Raw genomic sequence first — 15,212 nt, forward strand, 5'->3', positions numbered from 1 at the left:
CCTCTGAGGTCACGATGCAGGTGAAGCGCGGCTGATACGTTGCCAGCCGCGTCATTATTTTTATTTGCTGTTGCGCAGATCCAGCGCCACGTCGACGATCATATCTTCCTGGCCGCCCACCATTCGGCGTTTGCCCAGTTCAACCAGAATATCCACCGCGCTCAGACCATAGCGCGCCGCCGCCACTTCGCAATGACGCAGGAAGCTGGAATAGACCCCGGCATAACCCAGCGCCAGCGTTTCGCGATCCACCCGCACCGGGCGGTCCTGCAGCGGACGGACTAAATCGTCGGCGGCATCCATCAGCGCGTAAAGGTCGGTGCCGTGCTGCCAGCCGAGCTTATCTACAGCGGCGATAAACACCTCCAGCGGCGCGTTGCCCGCCCCTGCGCCCATGCCAGCCAGGCTGGCATCAATACGGTCACAACCCTCTTCTACTGCCGCCAGGGAGTTCGCCACACCGAGGCTCAGGTTGTGGTGAGCATGCATCCCGGTTTCCGTTTCCGGCTTCAGCACCGCTTTCAGGGCGCGGAAGCGATCGCGAATGTCCGTCATGTTCATTGCCCCGCCGGAATCGACCACATAGATACAGGTTGCACCGTAGTTTTCCATCAGCTTCGCCTGCTGCGCCAGTTTCTCCGGCGTGGTCATGTGGCTCATCATCAGAAAGCCGACGGTGTCCATGCCCAGCTCGCGCGCATACTGAATATGCTGGGCCGACACGTCCGCTTCGGTGCAGTGGGTCGCCACGCGCACCACCCGCGCACCGGCCTGGTATGCGTTTTTCAGGTCATGAATCGTGCCGATACCCGGCAGCAACAGCGTGGCGATTTTGGCGTGCTCCACCACGTCCGCCGCCGCTTCAATCCATTCCAGATCGCTGTGCGCGCCAAAGCCGTAGTTAAAGCTGGAGCCCTGTAACCCGTCGCCGTGCGCCACCTCAATGGAATCGACACGCGCATCGTCCAGTGCTTTAGCTATTTGGCGGACATTTTCCAGCGAATATTGATGACGAATAGCGTGCATGCCGTCACGCAAGGTCACGTCAGAGATATAGAGTTTTTTACCGTTCATGCTGCTTCTCCTGCCTGACGCGCGAGTGACTGTGCCATCTTTTCAGCGGTCGCCAGCGCGCTGGAGGTCATAATATCGAGATTGCCCGCGTAGGCTGGCAGGTAGTGCGCCGCACCTTCCACTTCCAGATACACCGCAGTTTTCAGGCCGGAGAACTGGCCAATACCCGGCAGATTCACCGGTTTATCCTGTGGGATGACCTCAAACTGCACGCGCTGTTTCAGGCGGTAGCCCGGCACGTACGCGTGTACCGCCGCTGCCATTTGGTTAATCGACGCCTCAATTTCTGCCTGAGAAGCCTCTTCGCTCAGCACATACACCGTGTCGCGCATCATCAGCGGCGGCTCCGCTGGGTTGAGCACAATAATCGCTTTGCCTTTCTCGGCACCGCCCACCACTTCAATCGCCTTCGAGGTGGTTTCGGTAAATTCATCAATATTGGCGCGCGTGCCCGGCCCCGCGGACTTACTGGCAATAGAGGCGATAATCTCGGCGTAATACACCCGCGCCACGCGGGACACCGCCGCCACCATCGGGATGGTCGCCTGGCCGCCACAGGTCACCATATTGACGTTCAGCCGATCCACGTTGGCCTCGAGATTCACTACCGGCACGCAGTACGGGCCAATCGCCGCCGGCGTCAGGTCGATCAGGCGGATCCCCGGCTTAACCGCGCGTAAGGCGGCGTCATTTTTCACGTGCGCACCCGCGCTGGTGGCGTCAAACACGATGTCGATATCGGCAAATTCCGGCATTGCCATCAGCCCCGTTACCCCTTCATGGGTGGTGGCGACGCCCATGCGTCTGGCGCGCGCCAGACCGTCGGATCCCGGGTCGATACCGACCATCACCGCCATCTCAAGCTGCTTGCCGTGACGCAGAATTTTAATCATCAAATCGGTGCCGATGTTACCGGAGCCGATAATGGCAACTTTACGCTTACTCATGACTGACTTCCTTTTGTAACCGCCGCAGAGAACGTGGCGGCGACTGAACCAATACCCTCGATATGGGCCTCAAAACGATCGCCCGCATTTACCGCGACCATCGGGCCTAACGCCCCAGTGAGAATGATGTCTCCGGCACGTAGCGGCTCGCCGAGGCTGGCCATTTTGCGCGCCAGCCAAACGGCGGCGTTGATCGGATGCCCCAGACATTCGCTACCGCGCCCGCTGGAAACCTCCTCGTTATTACGCGTCATTTTCATCGTGCAGTTTTTCAGATCTAACCCCGCCGGGCGCTGCGCCGGGCCGCCAACCACGTACACGCCGCAGGAGGCGTTATCCGCCACGGTATCAACAAATTGAATCGACCAGTCGCGAATACGGCTGCCGACCACTTCCAGTGCAGGCAGCACCCACTCGATGGCGTTAACCAGCTCATCAAACGTGGTGTCGGTCGCAGGCAGGTCGCGGTTCAGCACCAGCGCAATCTCCGCTTCAATCCGCGGTTGCAGCACGCGCTCAAACGGGATGGTGTCGTTATCGCCGTAACACATGTCGGCAAACAGCGTGCCGAAGTCGGGCTGACTGACCCCCAGTTGCTGCTGGACTTTCGGGTGCGTCAGCCCCACCTTGCGCCCAACCACGCGACGCCCCTGCGCCACGTCGTGCTGCACGTTGATGTGCTGAATGGCGTAGGCCGCCTCGGCGTTGTCCACACCAATCAATTCGCGCAGCGGGGCAATCGCGACACCCTGCTCCTGTGCCTGGCGTAAATCAGCGGCTAACTGTTCAAGATTACGATTCGTCATTTCCGTTCCTTAAGGTCGCGCGAGGAAGTTCAGCACCAGCTGATTAAAGGCGTCCGCATGTTCCCACTGCGCCCAGTGCCCGCAGTCGCGGTAAATGTGCAGCTCTGAACCCGCAATTCCGGCGAGCAGGCGCAGCCCGGCGTCCATCGGCACGAAGCGATCGTTGCGTCCCCAGACAATCAGAGTCTGGGCTTTGATCTCCGCCAGACGCGGACTAAAGTCCGGGAACTGTTTTGGATTGGCTTCCAGGCTCTGGACAAAGTTTTCCAGGTGATCGCGACGCGACAGCATGTTATTGAGTCGTGCCTCAAACAGCGCGTCGGTCAGGTCGCTGGTGTCGAACACAAAGATGTCCATCATCAACTTCAGATTCTCGATGGTCGGCTCGCGATACAGCTGGTTCAGGCGCTTGATGCCTTCAGTTGGCATCGGCGTAAACAGGCTCATACCGCCCGTCCCACCGCCCATCAGCACCAGCTTGCCCACGCGCTCCGGCCAGCTCAGGGTGAACGCCACGGCGCTGTGGCCGCCCATCGAGTTGCCCAGTAAGTGGACTTGCTGAAGATCCAGCTGATCGACCACACTTTTCAGGATGCGGGCGTTCAGATCTGATCGCGACCCGCGGTTAACGATCCCATCGCTTTTCCCCCAGCCCGGGCAATCCAACAGGATCACCCGGTAACCGGCCTCAACCAGCGGATCGATATTGCGGCTGAAGTTGGCCCAGCCCGTGGCGCCCGGGCCGGATCCGTGCAGCAGCACAACGGTCTCTTCGCCCTGCCCACAGTCATTGACATGTACGCGTAGGGTTTCGCCAGCTTCCTGCACCTCAAGAAAACGGCTGCTGGCGGCTTCGGTTTGCGGTTGGTAAGTCATGATGTTCTCCTGCATGTTCAGTTCTGTTTCAGTTCTATTTCAGTTCTGTGTGGCGGCGCTCAACGAGCCAAATCCGGCGATCCACTCCGGGATCGGACGGTAGTAACGGCCTTCGCTGCGCCAGTGACCAAAAGCAGAAATAGCGGCGAAGGCGGCAACCCAGGTTTTCACTTCGTGCGTCGATTTGCCCGCCATTGCGGACAGCTCTTCGTTGCTGACGCCGTCCAGTTCCGCCAGACGCCCCTGCTCAAGCAGAGTCATAAAACGGTTATCCCAGACGGGGTTGAGCGGGTGCAGCGTGTTCTGATCTTCAACAAACTTTTCGGCGGCGCTGATCACCCGCTGCTGACGTAGCTGGCGTTCGTTTTCTGGCAACTGCTTACCGCTGCCAAGCAGACGGTCGCGCATGTGGGCGTCGGCCTTCGCCAGCTCGGGCACCGGCGGCTGGTGCGACAGCCCACCGGAGCCTATAAACAGCACGCGTTTATTCAGCGAGCTGGTGAACCGACCAATCGCCTCGCCGAGCAGGCGAGTGCGCTGGAAGCCCGGCAGCGGCGTAGCGACGCCGTTAATAAACACCGGCAATACCGGGACCTTATCCAGTCCGCCGAGCAAAAACTCCAGCGGCTGAGCAAAGCCGTGATCGACCTGCATGTTGTACGACACGGCAAGATCGATGCCGCTTTTCATCACCGCGTGGGCGCAGGCTTCCGCGAGATCCGCCGGCACCGGCAGTTCTCCCGCCGCGCTGCCAAAATCACCGATCGCCGTGGCGCCAATGCCTAAGCAAAACGGCGGCATCACATCGTAGAAAAAACCGTTGTAGTGATCGGGGGCAAACAGCACCACCAGTTCGGGATCGAACGCCGCAATGCGCGCACGGGCGCTGGCGATCACCCCGTTGACCTCGTCGAGCACGGCCTGTGCCGGGTCGACATAGCCCACCAGCGGCGAGTGGGAAAGACAGTGAAGATAAGCGTGCATATCAGGCGACCTTTTCGACAGGAACCGCGACATGAGTGCGGGTGAGCGTCATCACCGACGCCAGTTTATTCAAGGTGCTGCCCAGGGTTTGCGGAATGGCAACCGCAGCAACGAAGCGATCCGGACGCATCACCACCAGCGCGGCGTTATGTTGGGCAAACCACGCGCGCAGGCGATTTTGCGTATCACCAATACGGATAACCCCGTCGTGGTTATCCTGTGAGGTATTGATCTGCGTGTCCGGCACCACCTGGATAAACCGCGTGCCGAGCGCGCGCCACAGCTGGATTTGCTCGTCACTCATACCCCACAGCGGATTACAGCCCCAGCCAATCACCGCAAAATTCGGCCCGATGACGTTGTCGAGCAGCGTCACGTCACCCGTTTCCAGCGTCACCTTTGGCTGAATAAACATCTTGCCGACCGTGGAGGCTTTCGCGTCGCCTTCACGCACCAGCGCCCCGACGTGATATTGCGGCATCGGCTTGAAGCGCATTTCGAGGAAGTAGCGTTTGACCGGCGGAATGTAGTTCAGCAGCCAGGAAATGCCGTCACGCACCGCGCCATGCCAGCGTTTCGGCGGTGCCAGCACATTGCCCGCAGTCACCGACAAATCAATCATGGCTTTGGCGTGATCGCGGCGTTCCTGCTGGTAGGTGTCCAGCAGCGCATCACCGGCTTTGCCCTCAATGACCAGCGCCAGTTTCCACGCCAGGTTGAAGGCATCGCGCATGCCGCTGTTGTACCCCTGCCCCTGCCAGACCGGCATAATGTGCGCGGCATCGCCCGCCAGCAGCACGCGGTCAATACGAAAACGTTCGGCCAGACGGGCGTTATGGGTATACACGCGCTGGCGGATCAGCTCAACGTTGTCCGGGTTCGGCAGCACTTTGCTCAGCAACTGGCGCATATTCTGCGGCTCGCTAAGCTGCGCTTCGGTTTCCCCCGGCATCACCATAAATTCAAAGCGGCGCACCGCGTGCGGCAGTGCGGCGGAGACATACGGACGCACCGGATCGCAGCACAGATACACGTGTGGGGTGCTGAGCGGATCGTTGGCGATATCCACCACAATCCACTGATTTGGCGCGGTTTTACCTTCGAATGGCACATTCAGCGAGCGCCTGACGACGCTGCCGCCGCCGTCGCAGGCCACCAGCCACTGGGCCTGCACCGTTTCACGCTGACCGTCCGGTGCCTTCAGGTTCAGCGTCACTTCGCCATCCTTCTGACTGAACGCCTCCAGCTCGCGAGAGAACAGGCAACGCACGTTGGGAAACCGCGACAGCCCTTCCAGCATCACCGCGTCTACCTGCGGCTGAATAAACGCATTACGGCGCGACCAGCCAAACTCGTCGGTCATCGGCTGGATATCAGCAAAGCAGCGGCCCTTGGGGGTAAGAAAGCGCATCGCATGCCATGGCGTGGTGTGCGGCAGCACGTTATCGACCAGACCGACGGACTGCAGGGTGCGCAGCGCTTCATCGTCAATGCCGATGGCGCGCGGATAGTCGATCAGCGCATCGAGCTTCTCCACCACCAGCACCTCAATGCCCATCTGGCCGAGATAGTTCGCCATCATCAGCCCCACCGGACCGGCTCCGGCAATCGCCACCTGCACGGTGTGTTGCACAGCGGGTTGGATATCCGGGTTTATCGTTGTCATTTCAGAACCTCACTACGCGGACAAAACGTCATGGCAGCCTCTGGAGAGACGCACCTTGCTTTGTTAAAAATATGTGAATAATTTTTTATTGTGCGGTCAGTATAGGAGGGTGTTTTTGCGCTACAATCAAAACATACCTGGATGTGCACTTAGTGCACTACGTTGTTTTATCTGTAGATTTGTCAACGAATATGAAAAGTGACGAGAGTACCGAATACAAAACCGTGCGCGGATTAACCCGCGGGTTAATGTTATTAAATATGTTAAACCGGCTCGACGGTGGGGCCAGCGTTGGTCTGCTGGCAGAGCTGAGCGGCCTGCACCGCACCACGGTCAGACGACTGCTGGAAACGTTGCAGGATGAGGGTTACGTCCGGCGCAGCCTATCCGATGACAGCTTTCGCTTAACCATCAAAGTTCGTCAGCTCAGCGAGGGATTTCGTGACGAGCAGTGGATTTCCGCGCTGGCCGCGCCGCTGCTGGGGGATTTACTGCGCGAGGTCATCTGGCCGACCGACGTTTCCACGCTCGACGTCGATGCCATGGTGGTGCGTGAAACCACCCACCGCTTCAGCCGCCTGTCATTTCACCGGGCGATGGTCGGGCGTCGTCTACCGTTGCTGAAAACCGCCTCCGGCCTGACCTGGCTGGCGTTTTGTCCGGAGAATGAACGTCAGGAGCTGATCGAAATACTGGCATCGCGACCGGGAGAAGAATTCCAGCTGGCGCGCGAACCGCTGAAGCTGGACGCCATCCTGACTCGCGCGCGCAAAGACGGTTTTGGACAGAACTATCGCGGCTGGGATCAGGAGGAGAAAATCGCCTCTATCGCCGTGCCAATCCGCAGCGAACAGCGGGTGATCGGCTGCCTGAACCTGGTGTATATGGCCAGTGCGATGACCATCGAACAGGCCGCGGAAAAACACCTTCCGGCCTTACAAAAAGTGGCGAAGCAGATCGAAGACGGCGTGGCGTCACAGGAGATTTTGGTTGCCGGGAGGTGAGATGGATCACATTTCCCCTCCCCCTCTGATTAAGAGCCACGTTCACTGCGCAATGTGTCGTCGTTATCTGTCAGCAGAGACGTTCGCGATTTACCGTTTCTGATTTTTCCATCAATACCAGGTTGAGGTTTACCAAACAGATAGCCTTGTGCGAAATCGCAGCCCAGAGCCTGAAGACTTTCCAGTTGCTCCTGCGTTTCAACCCCTTCTGCAACCGCCTTCATATTGAGAGATTTCGCCATACCGGTGATAAGTTTGATGATGTTAAGGGCGTCTTCCTGTGTAGATATCGAATGCACAAAGGACTTGTCTATTTTGATTTTGTCGAAAGCAAGCCTGCTCAGCCGCGAAAGCGAAGAGTATCCCGTACCAAAATCATCAATGGAGATTTTCACGCCCAGGGCTCTGAGCCTGTTAAGCGTATTCATCGGCGTACTGCTGTCAGTAAAAAGAGAGGATTCCGTCACTTCCAGTTCAAGACGATCAGCCGGAAGTCCTGTTTCTTTCAGAATAGACAACACTATTCCGGCAAAGGCTTTGCTGCTTAGCTGGACAGGCGAGACATTGACTGAAATTTTAGCTGGAACCGCCCAAGAAGCCGCTTCCCTGCAGGCCATTTCAAGCACCGATTTCCCCATTTCATTAATCATTCCTGTCTTTTCAGCAACAGGAATAAAGCTATCCGGCGACAGCAGGCCTTTAAGAGGATGTATCCAGCGGATAAGGGCTTCATAGCTGTAAATTTCCCTGCTGAAAGAATCTACAATCGGCTGGTAATAAACCACGAATTCTTTATTCGCTATTGCCATCGCCATATCATGCTCAAGGGTTCTGCTTTCTTGCAACTTATCTAACATTCGTTGCCGGAAGACTTTTATCTTACCAGAACCTTCTTTTTTGGCTTCATATAGGGCGAGATCGGCAAATTTATATAGATAGTCGGAGCGGCGTTCAGTTTCGGAAATAACAATGCCAACGCAGGTGGTAATGTTGATAATCGTGTTATAAATCGTGTAGGGCTGGTTGATAAATTCACATATTTTTTGCGCGCGAGAAACAGCATGACTCTCAGTCAGACCCATCGAGAGAAACGCAAACTCATCCCCACCTAAGCGATAAAGCGTATCTGAAGTCAGGCTCATCGAAACCAGGCGATGGGATATCTGACGTAACAATGAATCGCCGACATCATGACCATACGTATCATTGACCTCTTTGAATCGGTCTAAATCAAACAACATCACTGTCACAGAACTATTATTCTTTTCTGCCGTCTCGATGGTTTTATTTAAATCTTCCCAAAAAAGCTGGCGGTTATTCATCTCGGTAAGAGAATCATGGTAGACGTCATATTCCAGTTTTGTATTCTGGATTTGCAGTTTTTCTTTAGATTTCTGCAATTCTTCAGCAAGACGCTTAACCTGAAGATGCGCCTGCAAAATATTTCTGTTCTGATAGAATATCAGCACGCCCAGTATCGCACTCAGTATGATCAGCAGTACTGAGATCGCTGAATAAATATAGTACAGCGCTTGAATTTTGAGGTTTGTACTATTAATCGAGTTAACATCTTTATTTAGCGCACCGGATGAAAGACGGCCTAGCGGCGCATCCAGCGCATGCATTTTTTTCAAGTATGTCTGGAGCTCTGGACGATTCATTTTCTCAAGATGAACATCCAGATAGTTAAGTGTGTTTTCCAGTTGTAAAGCCAGTTCACCATTCGCTTCATTATTTTGTATATAATGCCCCAACTCACCTTCTTTCATTAAATCATTCTGGCTGAGCATGATGTCGAGGCGCAGACGTACATCATCGAGGTTCATAGAATCATCGATAGTGTAAAGACCAAGCCATGACTCAAAACGGTAGTATTCTGATACCAGTTGTGCAGCGGACCATGAATCGGTGTAGTGAGTCAGTTTCTGTAACTCTTGTTGCCGTTCATGCACGAGGTAAGAGATATACCCGGTAGATATAAAAAGAGAAAATATGATGCCCGCCAGTATTCTGTTCATGATGTTCTTCTGAACTCCTACTCAATATTCATTCTGCTGACCTGCCATGCTGAGCGTGCATAAAAAACCTGATTATTCAGTTCAGGCATGCTGTCATAGGGGTACACAATGAATAAGGGACCTTTATCACGGACGCGAATGTATTTTTCGTTGATTTTTACAGCCAGGATAACATTATATTTTTTGAAATCACTGAGTGGGATAACCGTGGTGTAGTCATTGAGCGCGGTGACCTTAACCACAGAACCTTTCGCGCCAACATAATCCATGAGCTTTTGCAGTGGAATACCCGTAAAGGTAGTGCGCCCATTATACCAGGGCGAGGTGGTCTGGAAACTGACCATGCCCAGCTTCTCAAGGCTGGCAATATCAAAAACGGCTTTCCCGTCTTCATTTGTATTTTCTATATTACCGGACAGCGTTAAAAGGGCTTTACCGGCAGGTTTAGAAAGTTCACCCGCCCAGAGCTGTGTGGAGACGACAAAGCTTAACAACATAACAATTAATCGCATTTTAACCTCGCCTGCCGACCGGATGTAAACGAATTATAATTTAGTTATAATGCTATTTACATATGCTGCCTGGATATTATTGGTGCAATAAACCCATTCATATTTTAAATCATCAAAATCAACAGGTTAGCCATCACTCCATTTTTATACTAATTAATAGCTCAGACAATGTCCGCCTGCCACCATGCAGGCCAAAAAAAACCGAAACCTCGCTCATAAAATGAGCAGAATTTCGGCACACGTTCAGCCTGGAGCGCTTTAGACTTTAAGCAGCTTTACCGTTTCTTCGATGTCTATCTCATCTTCCGAGAAGATCAGCGTCGTACCCTGGAAAGTAGTGATGGCCAGCTTTTTCAGCGAACGCATTTCGCCAGGCTTGACGTCTGACTTCGGCTTAATGCTGTTCATCAGCGCGCCCACGGACAGCACCGCATTTTCTTTATCAATGCGGGTTTCAACCGGCACTTCTTCGCTATACACCACCCAGGACTTGATCGCCGTGAGTTTCAGGCGCTCACCCGCGATATAGATGTATTTGCTGTCGGGCACCACTTTCACCGCATAGGCTGACAGGCCTTTGTTGTTAGTGGTCGGCTCGAAGGTCACCGCCGCGTCTTTCTTGATCAGCTCAGGATTAGCAACCTTAATCACATGAAAATAGCGGTTATCGCCGTTTTCATCTTTGATAAATCCAAAGCCTTTATCTTTAAACCACGTTGTGATTGTTCCGTTCATTGCTGTTTCCGCCTGATTAAAACGTCATACTCGTAAAATTTGCGCGCAGTGTAAAACATCGGCCACGTCTTTGGCTACTCGTTGCCCCAGCGGTTGAGGAACTCGGCGATATCATCGATACGCTGTGCGTCAATCCCGGCCACGGTTGCCATCTCTTGCTGCGCGTCTTCGCCGATCTCTTCGTTGTTCATCAAACGGACGATCAACTGTTGGAAGTAGTGCGCCAGCGCGTCGCGTTCCGCGTCGCTAACCGGCTTTGCGGCCTCGGTCGCGTACTCGTCGGCGATATCATAATATTTTAGCGGAATGTCGTTGTTCATCAGGTGCTCCGGGGTGAATGCGTGTGCCAGCAGTTGTCTGCCGCGTCTGGAGTGAATGATAGCATTCTTATTTCACCGTTAGCGATCTGTTTTATTGACTGCAATATGTTTCATATATCCGCAATATTTTCTGGAGCCACTTCGAATTTAATAAATCTCATTACATTTAAATGACCCCATTTTTATTCAGCACGGTATAATAGCCGCAGGTTAAATAAAGCAGCAACGAAGGAAATATAAGATCATTTTAAATCTAATCGCCTGAATAATTCGAGTTGCAGGACGGCGGCAAGGGAGTAAATTCCCAGCAGCATAGATAACTATGTGACTGGGGTGAACGAGCATAGCCAACGCACCTGCAATTCGAATTATGACGGGGATTCGCGGCATGAAGGTGCAGCAACACCCTCACACCGCTAACCACAAAACAACTAAGTAGAGGAGTTGATTATGGCTGACGCGAATTTTATGCCAGAACCCGCCGTAGCCCAAGCAGATTCTGAGGTTTTGCCGGATGAGTCGCAAAACCCCGAGCTGCTACGCAAAAACCACCGCAACCGTCTGCACGGCAAGCGCACCGTGGAGGCCAGCATTCATCCACGAGCGGAATCGGCGCAGGACAGTTCCGCCTGCTGCGAACTGTATTCGCGGATGGATAATAATTATCTGCCACTCAGCGGAGAATGGCTGCCCAATGCCGGATTTGTTAATGGTATGCCGGTAAAAATACGGGTGATGAAAGATTGCATCGTTATTACGCCACAGCATACGAGAGAGTTATGGGGCTGTATAGAAGGAATGAGTGTGGTGAATATTAATAAGCAGAAAGTGTCCCAGTGGTTAAAAACCTTTCCCGGCGCGTTGCATGATTTGGGCGATATACCGATGATTAAACGCAGCAAATAAAGCTTCGTCCCGTAGGCCTGATAAGCGCAGCGCATCAGGCCTGTTACGCACCACCATCCCCTGCCGGCTGGCGGGCAAGCGCGAGTCTATTCCTTCATTTCTAACGTTGACCATCTGGCTCCCGCATGTCTGACCGTAAAGTCCGCTTCGTTATGAATGCCCCTGAAACCCAGCGTCCCGGCTGTTTTTATCCGCCGTCGCCCGCAAACAGCCCCGTCTGCTCCTGCACTAAGGCGTAATTTCTCAATCAGCATTGTCTTGGCACTGAGTCATTTCCTGAGCACGGGATTTATTTTGAGCAACACTCAGCGCATTATTCTCCACGATTAAAATCCTTTAATCTTAAAAAGACGACATAAAACGATCCCAATGCCAATAATAAATCCACCGCCACCACCTACTTTTAGATTATGCAGGACTTCAGGCAAAGAAAAATCGAAGCTACCCCGTATAAAATAATCAGTAATAAGTAAGAATAAATAAGCCAGTTCAGCCATGATAATTCCCGCTACTAAAGAGAAGATAAAAAATAGAACATTAATCATTTATCTCCCTCTCCCACAGAGCCCGTAGGTTTTTCTATACCTTTGCCTGTTATTTCAGAGAAGAATGAGCCACCAAAATCACCAAAAGCACCAGGAACACGGCTAGGGGATATTTCCTTCGAAATCCCAAAATCACCTTTTACTTCAGTATACTTCTGAAGTGTCGGGTTAAATTTCGGATCCCAGCCACCTTTCCACCAGTTTGCCCCGGCATTAACACCCCATGAAAGTCCTTTACCAATGCCATAACCGATACCAGAACCAGCACCATTGATAATCGCCCCAGATAGCGGATCTTTGTTGTCAATCCAGTTACTAAACGCACCACCTGTGGTATTCCAGCCTACCGTTCCCACCACACAATTTCTCATACTGAACACATTCACCCAGCCAGCCACTACCGCACTGGAAGGGTCAACCGAACCATCCGCCAGGTAGCCAATTCCTGCATTTGCCCCCGCGCCCAGTCCCCACATCGCCTGAGCACTGCCAGGAAGCAGAGCCACTGTACCTGTTGCCAGCGCCAGCCCTACCGCATCACGCTCATTTTTCGCTTTATGACAGGCGGCTCCACCAGGATTATCCGAACAACTCGCCATATCTATCCCATGCTGACGTATCCATGCTGCCTGAGCATCCTCACTCCCGCCCATCAGGTTATTCTCCGCAACAACCCAGTGACTAAATAGGGTATTGTTATCTGTCCCTACGTATTCACTGTCGTTTCATTGTTCTGGTGTAATAATACACACCACCAATTCCGCACACACCGCCTGTAATGCAGGCTATTTTTAAATAGTTAATAAATTCTTTCATAGAAAAGTTGAAAGGTATTTTGTAAAACAGCCAAAAGAAAACATCAATGGCTGTGCCTATTAGCATTAATGCCAAGGCTACGGTCATAAATGTAGCAAGAAAATAATATAGAAAAACGGGAATAAACTTCATTTATTATTGCCTCCATTATTACTCTTCACTTCATCTATCTTGTCATTTACCTTATTGGAAATGTATTCACCACCTGAAGTTCCACTCGTAGCTCCAGCAACTGAAGGCCATAAGCTTGGTTGAACGGGCTTAGATATTCCCATCCCTATGTCGTCCCATCCTAAATTTTTCCAAACAGGATTGAAAACTTCATCCATAGCAGGTCCAACAACTTTATTTCCTACTCCATAGGCCACTCCGCCTGTGAGACCGCTAACCAGTCCACCTACCCATGGATTTTTGCCGTCAAGATAACTTGTTGTAGCTCCTCCAGCAGCATTTATGGCCATTGTCGCTTCCAAGCCAATACTTCTGGTCAGCACTCCAACCCAATATGCTGCGATGACATTCTTAGGATCAACGGAACCATTCATCGCATAATCAATACCACCAACAGCCCCTGCACTGATAGCACCAGAAATCACCATTGCTTCAGGAAGAAGACCGCCGGACATCACGGTACCCATAGCCGCTACCGCCATCTGACATGACACAGGCGTATCACCACTGCACGCCTCTCTAATCGCAGCCTGCTGCTCTTCCTGCCATTTCTCTGCAGTCCCTGCTTTGTTCGCTTCCGCTGCTGCCAGTACATGCGCCAGCGAGTTATTCTCAACCGCATTCTTCCCGGCCTGCGCGCCCGCTGCCGCAGACGACGTACTGTCTCCCGCCAGAGCGCCCGCCATTCCCGCGGACAGACTCGCCAGCATGCTGATGGTCTGCTTTTCCGCTTCGCTCAGCTCACTGACCTGCTTATCCGGGTACATCGCCTCCATTATCGCTTTCGCCGCCAGCTCACCCGTGACAGCCCCTGCCGCCCCCGCCGCCGCGCTGTTTCCCTGCATCGCCGCTGCCGCGCCACCCAGTATCGCATGCGCTATCAGCGCCGCATCATCGCTTAATCCTGAATCATGACCAATAATATTCGCCAGGTACGGGGCCGATGCCCCCGCCAGCGCCGCGCCGGCATCTCCGCCCCCCAGCCCCTGAAGCGCTGCCGTCGCCGCCTGAATACCACGCTGAAAATCACTCCCTGTACCATATTCTGCCTGTGCATCACGCCAGGTCTGCGTCTCTTTCAGCTCTTCCGCCGTTTTATCCGGGTAAACCTTCTGCGCTTCCTCCAGCGCATTCAGCTCCCCCTGCGTCCGTGCGATATCTGCCGCCTGGCTGCCGATATCCCCGATGTGGCTCACTTCCTGCAGCCGCTTCTGATCTTTCTCTTTGTCAAAAATCGGGCTGATGCTGTCGTTCGCCTGTGCCGTATCACGGCTCAGACCCGCCACATCCTGCTGCTGATTCGCCGTGTCGCGAACCGTCACCGTTCCTGCCGCAACCACCGCCTGCGTACAAACTGGGAGAAACCGGATTCAGCACCGACTCGCCGATCTCTGTCAGCGTGGAACATGGGAGACTGGTGATCGAGCCGGTTAAGGGCTGACGACTAAAAAGAAGATCCCGGCGCTGTGGGCTGGGCTCTTCTTTTTATTTAATAACTTTGTTTTTGCATACTCGTTTATAATTAGCTTTCTTTTCTTTGAAAAACACTATAACCCTGACTAAGAATGATTGGCTCCGGGCTGTCAATTCTTTTTATGATGGTTTCTATATCAAAGTCATCCTCAAAGTCCGCTATGACCTCAGTTTCAATTATAGAGATGTTCTCTTTATCATCATCCCGAACTTCTCCATCAATAAAAAAACACAGCAAAATTTTATTTCCACAGATATCTACAGTTATGTTTCTCATATTTTCAGAAACAGCACCAAGAAGAGCTGATTGCATTGATAACTTCAATCTTTTTATATATTCATAATTGCTTTTCATCATA

The 15,212-nt window shown here is 53.0% G+C and carries 17 protein-coding genes; 2 read left to right on the forward strand and 15 right to left on the reverse strand.

Going from position 1 to position 15,212, the window contains the following annotated elements:
* Window positions 1–60 precede the first annotated feature (60 nt).
* From mhpE to IB214_RS18980, 6 genes are read right to left on the reverse strand one after another with little or no spacing between them, the layout of a single operon-like run.
* A complete protein-coding gene (gene mhpE / locus IB214_RS18955) occupies window positions 61–1,074 on the reverse strand; it encodes a 4-hydroxy-2-oxovalerate aldolase (protein WP_117342091.1) in 1,014 nt (337 codons plus the stop codon).
* The gene (gene mhpF, locus IB214_RS18960) at window positions 1,071–2,021 is read right to left on the reverse strand and encodes an acetaldehyde dehydrogenase (RefSeq protein ID WP_096758135.1); all 951 of its coding nucleotides are present in this window, start codon (window positions 2,019–2,021) and stop codon (window positions 1,071–1,073) included. Before mhpF ends, mhpE begins: the two co-directional genes overlap by 4 nt.
* Window positions 2,018–2,827, reverse strand: a complete 810-nt coding sequence (gene mhpD, locus IB214_RS18965) for a 2-keto-4-pentenoate hydratase (RefSeq protein ID WP_117342090.1) — start codon at window positions 2,825–2,827, stop codon at window positions 2,018–2,020. The genes mhpF and mhpD overlap by 4 nt, the downstream gene beginning before the upstream one ends.
* A 9-nt stretch (window positions 2,828–2,836) precedes the next feature.
* Window positions 2,837–3,703 (reverse strand): 2-hydroxy-6-oxonona-2,4-dienedioate hydrolase, encoded by an 867-nt coding sequence (gene mhpC / locus IB214_RS18970; protein WP_096758137.1) that lies wholly within the window; start codon window positions 3,701–3,703, stop codon window positions 2,837–2,839.
* Between the two features lie 39 nt (window positions 3,704–3,742).
* Window positions 3,743–4,687, reverse strand: a complete 945-nt coding sequence (gene mhpB, locus IB214_RS18975) for a 2,3-dihydroxyphenylpropionate/2,3-dihydroxicinnamic acid 1,2-dioxygenase (protein WP_096758138.1) — start codon at window positions 4,685–4,687, stop codon at window positions 3,743–3,745.
* A gap of 1 nt (window position 4,688) precedes the next feature.
* Window positions 4,689–6,353 (reverse strand): bifunctional 3-(3-hydroxy-phenyl)propionate/3-hydroxycinnamic acid hydroxylase, encoded by a 1,665-nt coding sequence (locus tag IB214_RS18980; protein ID WP_117342089.1) that lies wholly within the window; start codon window positions 6,351–6,353, stop codon window positions 4,689–4,691.
* A gap of 191 nt (window positions 6,354–6,544) precedes the next feature.
* On the opposite strand from IB214_RS18980, the gene IB214_RS18985 reads away from it, so the two are divergent.
* On the forward strand, window positions 6,545–7,357 hold the full coding sequence (locus IB214_RS18985) for a DNA-binding transcriptional regulator (RefSeq protein ID WP_135912487.1): 813 nt from the start codon (window positions 6,545–6,547) through the stop codon (window positions 7,355–7,357).
* Window positions 7,358–7,386: 29 nt separating this feature from the next.
* Here IB214_RS18985 and IB214_RS18990 read toward each other — a convergent pair whose 3' ends face one another.
* From IB214_RS18990 to IB214_RS19005, 4 genes are all read right to left on the reverse strand, one after another.
* Window positions 7,387–9,375 carry a GGDEF domain-containing phosphodiesterase gene (locus tag IB214_RS18990; RefSeq protein ID WP_117342088.1) on the reverse strand — a complete coding sequence of 663 codons (1,989 nt, stop codon included), beginning with the start codon at window positions 9,373–9,375 and terminating at the stop codon, window positions 7,387–7,389.
* A gap of 17 nt (window positions 9,376–9,392) precedes the next feature.
* The gene (locus tag IB214_RS18995; protein ID WP_096758142.1) at window positions 9,393–9,887 is read right to left on the reverse strand and encodes a molybdopterin-dependent oxidoreductase; all 495 of its coding nucleotides are present in this window, start codon (window positions 9,885–9,887) and stop codon (window positions 9,393–9,395) included.
* A 258-nt stretch (window positions 9,888–10,145) separates the two neighbouring features.
* Window positions 10,146–10,622 carry a cold shock domain-containing protein gene (locus IB214_RS19000; protein ID WP_096758143.1) on the reverse strand — a complete coding sequence of 159 codons (477 nt, stop codon included), beginning with the start codon at window positions 10,620–10,622 and terminating at the stop codon, window positions 10,146–10,148.
* 74 nt (window positions 10,623–10,696) lie between these two features.
* Window positions 10,697–10,942 carry a YmjA family protein gene (locus IB214_RS19005; protein ID WP_115259298.1) on the reverse strand — a complete coding sequence of 82 codons (246 nt, stop codon included), beginning with the start codon at window positions 10,940–10,942 and terminating at the stop codon, window positions 10,697–10,699.
* 450 nt (window positions 10,943–11,392) lie between these two features.
* Between IB214_RS19005 and IB214_RS19010 the strand changes: the two genes are divergently transcribed.
* Window positions 11,393–11,848: a SymE family type I addiction module toxin gene (locus IB214_RS19010; RefSeq protein ID WP_117342087.1), complete on the forward strand. Its 456-nt coding sequence runs from the start codon at window positions 11,393–11,395 to the stop codon at window positions 11,846–11,848.
* Between the two features lie 326 nt (window positions 11,849–12,174).
* On the opposite strand, the gene IB214_RS19015 is transcribed toward IB214_RS19010, so the two are convergent.
* The 5 genes from IB214_RS19015 to IB214_RS19035 all read right to left on the reverse strand — a co-directional run bounded on the left by IB214_RS19015 (window position 12,175) and on the right by IB214_RS19035 (window position 15,211).
* Window positions 12,175–12,345 (reverse strand): hypothetical protein, encoded by a 171-nt coding sequence (locus IB214_RS19015; RefSeq protein ID WP_223240363.1) that lies wholly within the window; start codon window positions 12,343–12,345, stop codon window positions 12,175–12,177.
* Window positions 12,346–12,389: 44 nt separating this feature from the next.
* Complete coding sequence (locus IB214_RS19020) at window positions 12,390–13,046, reverse strand: hypothetical protein (protein WP_223240362.1); 657 nt, start codon at window positions 13,044–13,046, stop codon at window positions 12,390–12,392.
* A 61-nt stretch (window positions 13,047–13,107) separates the two neighbouring features.
* A complete protein-coding gene (locus tag IB214_RS19025; RefSeq protein ID WP_117342085.1) occupies window positions 13,108–13,341 on the reverse strand; it encodes a hypothetical protein in 234 nt (77 codons plus the stop codon).
* Window positions 13,338–14,702, reverse strand: a complete 1,365-nt coding sequence (locus IB214_RS19030; RefSeq protein ID WP_244207858.1) for a VENN motif pre-toxin domain-containing protein — start codon at window positions 14,700–14,702, stop codon at window positions 13,338–13,340. Before IB214_RS19030 ends, IB214_RS19025 begins: the two co-directional genes overlap by 4 nt.
* A gap of 200 nt (window positions 14,703–14,902) precedes the next feature.
* The gene (locus IB214_RS19035; protein WP_135953036.1) at window positions 14,903–15,211 is read right to left on the reverse strand and encodes a hypothetical protein; all 309 of its coding nucleotides are present in this window, start codon (window positions 15,209–15,211) and stop codon (window positions 14,903–14,905) included.
* Window position 15,212: the final 1 nt, after the last annotated feature.

It is taken from the genome of Citrobacter sp. C1 (genome assembly GCF_014596895.2).
GTDB lineage: Bacteria > Pseudomonadota > Gammaproteobacteria > Enterobacterales > Enterobacteriaceae > Citrobacter > Citrobacter gillenii.